The organism is Pseudomonas sp. K5002, assembly GCF_013386655.1.
Taxonomy (GTDB): Bacteria; Pseudomonadota; Gammaproteobacteria; order Pseudomonadales; family Pseudomonadaceae; genus Aquipseudomonas.
In genome coordinates this window covers 1-10,302 of record NZ_JACARK010000017.1, presented here as the reverse complement: position 1 = coordinate 10,302, position 10,302 = coordinate 1, and the positions used below count along the sequence as shown (strand labels likewise).

Here is a 10,302-nt window from a genome sequence, read left to right as displayed (position 1 = left end):
CAGGGCCAGGCTGGCAAACACGGTCATGCGCGCCACTTCCGAAGCGCCGATGCCATACCGTGCATATAAACGGTAGCGTACCGAGCCGCCCGAGAGCATCGACAGACCAATCGCGTTACCGATGGCGAATGCGGTAAAGCCGCCGTAGGCCAGGGTCTTGGCAGGCAGCTTCACGCCGGCATAACGGGCACCGGAAAATTCATAGCCCAACAAAATGATAAAGCCGGCGACCGCGGCACCGAACGCACCCAGCAGTGCGGGCTTGGGTACTTCAAGGATCGAATCGTGGAGCGCGTACAGATCCAGTTCAAGCAGCAGGTGGCGACAGGCGATAAGGGCGATTGCGAACAGCAACAAGGTGACGGCCAGCCCGATGGGTTGGCGGTATTTGCTCAACAGATCCAGCCAGCGCAAACGGGTGGGAGTGATCGGTTGTGTCGCTGTGACAGAGTCTTGTGGTTCAGACGAGTTGGCGCGCATCAATCACCTCGTGGATTGTGCGCGACAGGATGGAGGTATCCAGCCAAGTTACCAATCCCTATGGACAAAATAATTACAAATATTAACGCGTATCGCGAAGTGCGGCGACAGCGCCCATTGGTCGTAGAAGGACAGTGCTTGAAGACTTAGCATAGCTTGCAATGAGATGGACTCTACAAACCGTGTACGGTTTCATGAAAGATGCCATGCCATTGTTTCAAAAGGACTTTTTCGTCAGATACAAAAAAGGCCACTCTTTCNNCTCCATCCCGCGTCTGTGTGGCGGCATTCTACAGAGCAACGGCGGGGTGTCAACCGTTAATCGAACGATGGGTCAAATAAGTGCAATTTAGCGTCGGATTGTCACGCGGGTGCGGTAAGTGCGCGATTGGGAAAGGTTTTTTGTCAGACAATCGACGCGAGGGCTAAAACAGACAGGCACAAAAAAGGCCACTCTTTCGAGTAGCCTTTTTTGATGTTTGGTTGCGGGAGCCGGATTTGAACCGACGACCTTCGGGTTATGAGCCCGACGAGCTACCAGACTGCTCCATCCCGCGTCTGTGTGTCGGCATTCTACAGAGGAACGCGAGTGTGTCAACCGCTGATTCAAAGAAAAGCGCTTGTGGTTCAATCGGTTAGCTCTCCAAGGTGGCCCCTTGATAGGCCGCGGGGCCAGTCTGGCCGAGGCTTTCAGCTCTATTGGGGGGTGTGTTTCGATTGAGAAAATGAATTCACCTACGAATTTTCCTACCGCTTAAGCGGAAGATTCAAACTACTGGTGCTATATACAGGTGTGAGTGAGATACTGCCGGCCTGTCCGTTTTCTGCCCAGAACCACTGCCTTATATATGACGCAGCGCAAAATCATCCACGTCGACTGTGATTGCTTCTACGCCGCCATCGAGATGCGCGACGACCCGACCCTGGCGCAAAAGCCCCTGGCTGTCGGTGGCTCGGCAGACCGTCGCGGGGTGATCGCCACCTGCAACTATGAAGCACGGGCCTATGGTGTGCGTTCGGCCATGTCGTCCCGCCATGCCCTGAAGCTGTGCCCGGACCTGACCATCGTCAAGCCGCGCATGGATGCTTATAAAGAAGCATCAAAGGAAATCCAGACGATCTTTCGCGACTACACCGACCTGATCGAACCGTTGTCCCTGGACGAAGCCTACCTGGACGTCTCCGACAGCCCGCATTTCGGCGGCAGTGCCACGCGCATTGCCCAGGACATTCGCCGGCGGGTCTCCAACCAGTTGCACATCACCGTTTCCGCGGGCGTGGCGCCGAACAAGTTTCTCGCCAAGATCGCCAGCGACTGGAAAAAGCCCAACGGACTGTTTGTGATCACCCCCGACCAGGTGGAAGACTTTGTCTCTGCGCTGCCGGTGAAAAAGCTCCACGGCGTGGGCAAGGTGACGGCCGACAAGCTGGCGCGGCTGGGGATCGAGGACTGCCTGCAACTGCGGGAGTGGAACAAGCTGGCGCTGGTGCGAGAGTTTGGCAGTTTTGGCGAGCGGCTTTGGAGCCTGGCGCGTGGGATTGATGACCGGGTGGTGCAGAACGACAGCCGCCGGCAATCCATCAGCGTGGAAAATACCTACGATGTCGACCTGCCGGACTTGCCCAGTTGCCTGGAAAAACTGCCGGAGCTGATGGACACCCTGGCCGGGCGCATGGCGCGCATCGACAGCAGTTATCGGGCGGGCAAGCCGTTCGTCAAAGTGAAGTTTCACGACTTTACCCAGACGACCCTGGAGCAGGCGGGGGCGGGGCGGGACCTGGAGAGCTACCGGCAGTTGCTGACCCAGGCGTTCAATCGCGGCGACAAGCCGGTGCGATTGCTGGGAATAGGCGTGCGTTTGCTGGATTTGAGCAACGGCAACGAGCAGCTCCAATTTCCCTGGTAGAAACCGAAAGCCAAATGTGGGAGCGGGCTTGCTCGCGAATGCGGCGTGTCAGCCAGCACATGCGTCAACTGACACGCCACATTCGCGAGCAAGCCCGCTCCCACATTTAAAGGCTTCAGCGTGCTCCGGGATCCGCCACTAGGCGTCCGGCATCCTTGGTCAAGGCCTGCAGGAATTCCTGCTGCAACTCCGGATCATTGCGGGTCAGTTCGATCAGGCTCTGTTCCAGCTCGCTGGCTTCTTCTTCCAGGCCCAGCTCCGACAGGCGCTTGACCCGGTGCACCCACTCGTTGACCTCGTCGTCTTCCAGGTCGTCATAGATCAAACCGTGAGCTTCGAGCAATTTGCCCCGCAGGGTGCCGCTGATGGCCAGGGATGAGTCCGAGTGCACGTCATCCTGGGCATCTTCAACACTGATCTTCAGGGTGCTGATGCGGTTCAGGTCCTGCTCGGCAAACGGGCTGTCCAACAGGTTCAGGCGCAGCACGCCATCGCGGTCGGTGGTCAGCTCATGGGTTTGCTTGCCGGCAGTCACCTGTACCGGGCGCTCGCTCCAGGGCAGGCTCGAATACTCCACGCGCTTGTCGCGCTGGACTTCATCGATACCCGCCAGGTTCTGTTGCGCACGGCCGTTGGATTGCACGTTCATGAACGGGTTGAGCCCGTCCACGCCATAGCTGAGCCAATCCCGGGTCATGCTGGCAGGCAGGTTGCCCAGGGCAAACACATTCGCCACGTTGGCGCCGACGCCCGCCACCAGCGCGACCGCGCCCAGGGGCATCTCATAGAGTTTGCGCCAGGGCTGGTAGGGCGTGTAGCGGTCGTAGCGACGGGTAACTTCGAACTCGGTGACCTCAAAGGTCTTTTGCTCGTGAATGCGCACCCGGCGTTGCGGCAGCTCCAGCACCTTCGGCTCGCCCACGTCGATCTGCAGGCTGTGATCGAGCAATTTGCGCTCGATGCGTTCCTCGTGCTCGCTGCGTTGCGACATTTGGTTGGCGCAGCCGCTGACCAGCAGGGCGCCACATAACGTGGCGCCCCCCAGGGCTATGGTGTTTCGCTTGAACATGACGACTCTTGATCTGGTTTTCAGCGACGAATACGCGCCTGAAGGAAAGACAGCACGTCAGCCACCGGCAACGGTTGGGCCTCGGCTTCGGTCCGGCTCTTGTATTCCAGATTGCCATCGGCCAGGCCGCGGTCACTGACCACGATCCGGTGCGGGATGCCAATCAGTTCCATGTCGGCGAACTTGATGCCCGGGCTGGTTTTCTTGTCCCGATCATCCAGCAGCACTTCAAAACCGGCAGCCGTGAGTTCGGCATACAGTTTGTCGGTGGCTTCGCGTACTTGCTCGGTTTCGTAGCGCAGCGGTACCAGGGCAACCTGGAATGGCGCCAGGGCGTCGCTCCAGATGATGCCTTTCTCGTCGTTGTTCTGCTCGATGGCAGCCGCAACCACGCGGGATACGCCAATGCCGTAGCAGCCCATTTCCAGGGTGATCGGCTTGCCGTTCTCGCCCAGCACTTCGCACTTCATCGCCTTGCTGTACTTGTTGCCCAGCTGGAAGATGTGCCCGACTTCGATGCCGCGCTTGATTTCCAGGGTGCCCTTGCCGTCCGGGCTTGGGTCGCCGGCCACCACGTTGCGCAGGTCGGCCACGGTCGGAACCGGCAGGTCACGTTCCCAGTTCACGCCAAAGTAGTGCTTGTCATCGATGTTGGCACCGATGCCGAAGTCGCTCATCAGCTCAACCGAACGGTCGATGATGATCGGCAATGGCAGGTTCAGCGGGCCCAGGGAGCCGGCACCGGCACCAATGGCGTCGCGCAGCTCGGCGTCGGTGGCCATGACCAGCGGGCTGGCAACGCCTGGCTGCTGGGCGGCTTTGATTTCGTTAAGCTCGTGGTCGCCGCGGATCACCAGGGCGATCAGCTTGCCTTCTTCCTCGGCGCGCACGATCAGGGTCTTGATGGTCTTTTCAATCGGCAGATTGAATTTCTCCACCAGGGCCGCGATGGTCTTGGTCTCGGGTGTGTCCACCAGGCGCAGCTCTTCGCTTGGCGCAGGGCGGGAAATTTCCCGTGGCACGGCTTCGGCTTTCTCGATGTTCGCCGCGTAGTCGGAACCGTTGCTGAACACGATGTCGTCTTCACCGGACTCGGCCAGCACGTGGAACTCGTGGGAGCCGGCACCGCCGATGGAGCCGTTGTCCGCTTCAACCGGGCGGAATTTCAGGCCCAGGCGCGTGAACACGTTGCAGTAGGCGGTGTGCATGCGGTCGTAGGTGACCTGCAGGGACGCCTGGTCAGCGTGGAACGAATAGGCGTCCTTCATGATGAATTCGCGGCCGCGCATCAACCCGAAGCGTGGGCGGATTTCGTCACGGAACTTGGTCTGGATCTGATACAGGTTGAGGGGCAGCTGCTTGTAGCTGCTCAACTCGTTGCGCATCAGGTCGGTGATCACTTCTTCGTGGGTCGGGCCGGCGCAGAAGTCCCGGCCATGACGATCCTTGAAGCGCAGCAATTCAGGGCCGTACTCTTCCCAGCGCCCGGATTCCTGCCACAGCTCAGCCGGTTGGGTGCTCGGCATCAACACTTCCAGAGAGCCGGCAGCGTTCATTTCTTCACGAACGATGGCTTCGACCTTGCGCATCACCTTCAAGCCCATGGGCAGCCAGGTGTACAGGCCCGAGGCCAGTTTGCGGATCATGCCGGCGCGCAGCATCAGCTGATGGCTGATCACGACCGCGTCGGAAGGCGTTTCTTTCTGTGTGGCGAGCAAATATTGACTGGTGCGCATGGTAGGCCGTTGTCGGTTGCTTGGACTTGAAATGACTTGGGATTGTACGGGCGCTTGCTGCCGACGTACAGGCATCTGGTTGCTGGAGCAGGGCTTCTGTGGGAGCTGGCATGCCTGCGATGCAGGCAACACGGTGTGTCAGTTACACCGCGGTGATGCAATCGCAGGCAAGCCAGCTCCTACAGTGATTCGTTTTCCTCGGGAGGATTCAAGCGAATCCGCCGGCTTTCCTGAAACCAGTGCAAGGCGATCAGCACCAGCGTCGGCACACCCAGCAGGCAGGTGATCATGAAGAAGTTGTGGTAACCGAACTTCTCGACCATCACCCCCGAATACCCGCCGATCAAGCGCGGCAGCAGCAACATGATCGAACTGAGCAGGGCGTATTGGGTGGCGGAGAACTTCAGGTTGGTCAGGCTCGACAGGTACGCGACAAACGCCGAGGTCGCCATGCCTGAACTGAAGTTATCCAGGGAAATGGTGAAAATCAGCATCTGCAGGTCCGGGCCCATGTCGGCGAGCATCACGAACAGCAGGTTGGTGCCGGCCGATGCAATGCCGCCGATGAACAGGATCGGCAGAATCCCGAAGCGCACGATCAACAGGCCACCCATGCCGGCGCCCAGCAGGGTCATGATCAGGCCGAAGACTTTGCTGACACCGGCGATCTGGTCCTTGGTAAAGCCCTGGTCGATATAGAACACGTTGGCCATTACGCCCATTACCGTGTCCGACATGCGGTAGGTGGCAATCAGCCCCAACAGCAGGAAGGCCTGCCAGCGGTAGCGCAGGATAAAGTCGTTGACCGGCGTGAGCACCGGCGCCAGGCCCCGGCGGCCCATGGTCGACAGGCACAGCGTGGTCAGGATGATGTAGAGGATGGCCCGCAGGAACGCGCGATCTTCCAGCAGCAGGTCCAGCAGGCTGACCCCATGGAACAGCACGCTGGCGAAATCAGTGTTGTACAACTGGGTGAACATCGCCGGTACCGAGACCAGCAGCACGATCAACACGAACACCGAGACCAGCTGGTGAGCAAAGCTGTAGCGCCCGGCCTGCAATTGGGTACGCAGCGGCACATTGGGTTCGCGCATGAACAGCGTGGTCAGCAGCGCAGGCACCATCAGTGCACCAAACAGCACGTACGTACCGGCCCATGCCGAATGCTTGTAGTTGAACCCGGTGGAACCGAAGCCTTCGGCAAAAAACAGCGCACCTGCGGTGGCAAGCAGCGCGGCCACGCGATAACCGGACATATAGCTGGCGGCAAGCGCGGCCTGCTGGCTGTCGCTGGCGATTTCCAGGCGGTAGGCGTCTACGGCGATGTCTTGTGTGGCGGAAGCGAAGGCCACGATCACGGCGATGGCGATCAGCCAGGACAGATGCTTTTGCGGATCACAGAAACCCATGCCGATCAATCCGAGGATCACCAACGTCTGGGACAGTACCAGCCAGGAGCGACGACGTCCGAGCTTGCCGAGCAGTGGCAGGCGCCATTGGTCGAGCAGGGGCGACCAGACCCACTTGAAGGCATAGGCCAGGCCGATCAGGCTCGCATAACCGATGGTTTCGCGGGCCACGCCGGCCTCGCGCAACCATACCGAGAGCGTCGAGAACACCAACATGTAAGGCAAGCCGGCAGCAAAGCCGAGCAGCAACAGCACTAACGTCGAGGGGCTGGCATAGGCAGCGAGCGCGGCGCGCCAGGTTTTACGGGGCATGGGCTGGAGTCTGCCTCAGAATTACGCAAATAAAGCGCGCACTCTAACCGCTGTGCTCTACCGGGCGCCAGCCATGACGCTGAATATCAACACGATTGTTCAGGATGCTGACGCCTTCGCCGCGCAAACGCGCACGTTGCTCGTCACCCGAGGCACTGCCCACCGGCAGACTTATCCGACCACCGGCACCCAGCACGCGATGCCAGGGCAGTTTGGTGTCCTCGGGCAGTTGGCTCAGGGTGCGACCCACCCAACGTGCGGCGCGACCCAAACCGGCGAGGTGTGCCAGCTCCCCGTAGCTGATCACGCAGCCTTCGGGCACTTGGGCGAGGGTCAGGTACAGCACGGTGCGGCGCATTTCAGCGGGGCTTTGCGGAGCGTCGGTCAGTTCGTTCACGGTGGCATATCCGATGAAAATATCCGTCTATTTGTAAGAAATTTCTGCAAAATGGGGGGCTGAGAGCGGAACTCGATACGAATACCCGAGTCAGTCCTTGCTAAGAAGTTATCCACCCCGATAATGCCCGTTTTTTCGTCAAACTCGAGCCCCATATCCGCTTATGTTGTCCAGAACCCTGCTGTGCCTCGCTGTCTTCAGCGCCTCCACCCCGTTGCTCGCCGACACCGTCTGGTTGAAGAACGGTGACCGCCTGACCGGCAAGATCAAGGTTTTCGACGGTGGCAAGCTGCTGATCCAGACCGACTATGCCGGCGCGATCCCGGTGGACTGGAAGCAGGTCAAGACCCTGGAGAGCGATCAGGAATTGCTGGTCAAGCAGGATGCCTACAGCGGTGAGAAGGCCAAGTCCCTGCAGCCGGCCGACGATGGCAAGGTCATCCTGGCCAACGGCGAGGCGCCCAAGACCGTCGAGCTGGCGAGCATCCAGCAGATCATCAAGCCCAAGCCGGTGATCGAGGACCTGGTGTGGAAGGGCAATGTCGATATGGCGCTGGACTACAAGCGCGCGGAAAAAGACACCAACGACTACGACATCGACTTCAAGACCACTGCCCGCCATGGCCAGTGGCGCCATACCGCCGAGGGCGAGTACAACCGCGAATTCCAGGACGACGTGACCACCACCGACAACTGGGCGCTGGAGTACGACCTGGACCGGTTTATTACCGAACACTGGTTCTGGCAGGGCCGCTTGACCTACAAGCGCGACAAGGTCGAGGACCTGTCCCGCCAGCGCACCGTGGGTACCGGCCCGGGCTACCAATTCTGGGATGACGAACTGGGCGCGTTCTCCCTCGGTTCGCTGGTCAACCGCACCGACTATGAATACCAGGACGGCGGCAAGGACAACTTCTATTCGCTGGCCATGAAGTGGAACTACAACCGCTACCTGGTGGGCAAGACCGTTGAATTCTTCACCAATGGCGAAGTGGGCAAGCCGCTGGCCGGGCCGTCCGAGTACTCCCTGGATGCGGAAATGGGCTTGCGCTACAAAGTCACCGAGTGGGCCTCCCTCAACCTCAAGGCCGAGCGCGACATTATTAGTGGCGACTCGGAAAGCGCGTTGAGCAAGACCCGCTACACCGCAGGGTTCGGCGTCGCCTGGTAACGAGCCGCCTGGTAATTAAAGGCGTAACCCGCCGTCCATTTCCAGAATCCGCCCGGTGTAGTAGTCGTTCTCGAAGATATACGCCGCTGAATGGGCAATCTCCTCTGGCCGCCCCATGCGCTTGAGGGGAATGCCGGCGGTCATCTTCTCCAAGGCCTCGGGCTTCATGCCCAGGGTCATCTCGGTCTCGATAAACCCCGGTGCGATGCCCGCCACGCGGATGCCGTAGCGCGCCAGCTCCTTGGCCCAGGTCACAGTGGCGGCCGCTACACCGGCCTTGGCGGCGGAGTAGTTGGTCTGCCCGACATTGCCGGCCCGCGAGATCGACGAGATATTGATAATGGTGCCCTGGTTCTTCAGCTCCACCATTTTCGCCGCCACCTCACGCGTGCACAGGAACACCCCGGTAAGGTTGACATCGATCACCGCCTGCCACTGGGCCAGGCTCATCTTGGTCATCTCGCCGTCCTTGACCTTGAGCAGCAAGCCATCACGCAAGATCCCGGCGTTGTTGATCAAGCCGTTGATCGCACCGAAGTCTTCGGCGATCTGTGCCACGGTGTGGGTCACCTGCTCTTCATTCGCCACGTTGCACAGATAGGCGCGTGCCTTCACCCCATGGGCCTGGCAGGCGGCCACCGCCTGGTCGAGTTTTTCCTGATTGAGGTCCACCAGCGCCAGGTTGGCACCTTTGGCGGCAAAATACTCGGCCATGGAGCGGCCCAAACCCTGGCAACCGCCGGTGATAATGATTACTTTGTCGTTGAGATGCATTCGCAAGTCCTGTGGGCAGAATTAAGCGGCTATCCAGGTTTTTTTTTGACGAAATTTATCGAAGGAGTCATAAGTTGAGCGCGCACGTTGCCAAGAATGCCCGAGAACTACTGCTCAAGGAATACCGTGGGGCACTCGCCACCTTGTCCAAGGCCATGCCCGGTTTCCCGTTTGGCTCGGTGGTGCCGTATTGCCTGGACGCCGAGGGTCGGCCGCTGATCCTGATCAGCCGTATCGCCCAGCACACCCATAACCTGCAGAAAGACCCAAAGTGCTCGTTGCTGGTCGGTGAGCGTGAGGCCGACGACGTGCAAGCGGTAGGGCGTCTGACCTACCTCGCCGAGGCCGAAAAGCTCGAAGACGGCGCTGCGATTGAAGCCGCCGCCGAGCGTTATTACCGCTATTTCCCGGACTCGGCGAACTACCACAAGGCCCATGATTTTGACTTCTGGGTGCTCAAGCCGGTGCGCCATCGTTATATCGGCGGGTTCGGCGCGATCCACTGGGTCGACCAACTGACCCTGGCCAATCCGTTTGCCGGCAAGGCCGAGCTGAGCATGGTCGAGCACATGAACAGCGACCACACCAAGGCGATTGCCCACTATGTCGAACTGGCCGGCCTGCCGACCTCCGAGCCTGCGCAACTGGCCGGTATCGACAGCGAAGGCATGCACTTGCGCATTGGCCAGGCCCTCTACTGGCTGCCCTTTGCCGAGCCTTGCAACACGCCGACACAAGTACGCGAAGCCTTGGTTTTCCTGGCTCACGCCGAGGTCTGGCCGAAAAAAGCAGCCGCTGAAGCTTGAATTCACGAAACGGCGACGTCATCTAAGGTGAAGTAGCAAGGCATTCTTGCGTTGAGGAACCATTTGATGCGCCCTTTTTTGTTGCTTTTTTTGTTGTTTCCGGTGCTTGAGCTGTTCGTATTCGTACAAGTCAGCGGGGCAATCGGGTTTTTCCCGGCGCTGCTGCTGATCATTCTCGGCTCGATGCTCGGCGTACTGGTGCTGCGCGTCGCCGGCCTGGCCACGGCGCTGCGCGCCCGTG

General features: G+C 59.8%; 9 protein-coding genes, 1 tRNA gene and 1 pseudogene. 4 read left to right on the top strand and 7 right to left on the bottom strand.

Going from position 1 to position 10,302, the window contains the following annotated elements; translation table 11 throughout:
- Window positions 1-480, bottom strand: a pseudogene (locus HX846_RS00885) (hypothetical protein); the annotation flags it as partial.
- Between the two features lie 480 nt (window positions 481-960).
- Window positions 961-1,037: transfer RNA gene (locus HX846_RS00880), tRNA-Met, on the bottom strand.
- A 291-nt stretch (window positions 1,038-1,328) separates the two neighbouring features.
- Between HX846_RS00880 and dinB the strand changes: the two genes are divergently transcribed.
- Entirely contained in the window at window positions 1,329-2,387 is a 1,059-nt protein-coding gene (dinB, locus tag HX846_RS00875) for a DNA polymerase IV (protein ID WP_003208617.1), read from the top strand.
- 115 nt (window positions 2,388-2,502) lie between these two features.
- Here the strand turns inward: dinB and HX846_RS00870 are convergent, their stop codons facing one another.
- The 4 genes from HX846_RS00870 to HX846_RS00855 all read right to left on the bottom strand — a co-directional run bounded on the left by HX846_RS00870 (window position 2,503) and on the right by HX846_RS00855 (window position 7,271).
- Complete coding sequence (locus HX846_RS00870) at window positions 2,503-3,456, bottom strand: hypothetical protein (RefSeq protein ID WP_003208616.1); 954 nt, start codon at window positions 3,454-3,456, stop codon at window positions 2,503-2,505.
- 20 nt (window positions 3,457-3,476) lie between these two features.
- Window positions 3,477-5,192 (bottom strand): proline--tRNA ligase, encoded by a 1,716-nt coding sequence (locus tag HX846_RS00865; RefSeq protein WP_178964806.1) that lies wholly within the window; start codon window positions 5,190-5,192, stop codon window positions 3,477-3,479.
- 179 nt (window positions 5,193-5,371) lie between these two features.
- Window positions 5,372-6,913 carry an AmpG family muropeptide MFS transporter gene (locus HX846_RS00860; protein WP_008433581.1) on the bottom strand — a complete coding sequence of 514 codons (1,542 nt, stop codon included), beginning with the start codon at window positions 6,911-6,913 and terminating at the stop codon, window positions 5,372-5,374.
- A 43-nt stretch (window positions 6,914-6,956) separates the two neighbouring features.
- Complete coding sequence (locus HX846_RS00855; RefSeq protein WP_218166212.1) at window positions 6,957-7,271, bottom strand: MGMT family protein; 315 nt, start codon at window positions 7,269-7,271, stop codon at window positions 6,957-6,959.
- Between the two features lie 202 nt (window positions 7,272-7,473).
- On the opposite strand from HX846_RS00855, the gene HX846_RS00850 reads away from it, so the two are divergent.
- On the top strand, window positions 7,474-8,481 hold the full coding sequence (locus tag HX846_RS00850) for a DUF481 domain-containing protein (protein ID WP_003208606.1): 1,008 nt from the start codon (window positions 7,474-7,476) through the stop codon (window positions 8,479-8,481).
- Between the two features lie 15 nt (window positions 8,482-8,496).
- Here the strand turns inward: HX846_RS00850 and HX846_RS00845 are convergent, their stop codons facing one another.
- Window positions 8,497-9,255, bottom strand: a complete 759-nt coding sequence (locus HX846_RS00845; RefSeq protein ID WP_003208604.1) for an SDR family oxidoreductase — start codon at window positions 9,253-9,255, stop codon at window positions 8,497-8,499.
- Window positions 9,256-9,329: 74 nt separating this feature from the next.
- On the opposite strand from HX846_RS00845, the gene HX846_RS00840 reads away from it, so the two are divergent.
- Window positions 9,330-10,061: a HugZ family protein gene (locus HX846_RS00840; RefSeq protein ID WP_003208603.1), complete on the top strand. Its 732-nt coding sequence runs from the start codon at window positions 9,330-9,332 to the stop codon at window positions 10,059-10,061.
- A 66-nt stretch (window positions 10,062-10,127) separates the two neighbouring features.
- Window positions 10,128-10,302 (top strand): FxsA family protein (locus HX846_RS00835; RefSeq protein ID WP_178964805.1); only part of this gene is annotated, 175 nt, incomplete at its 3' end.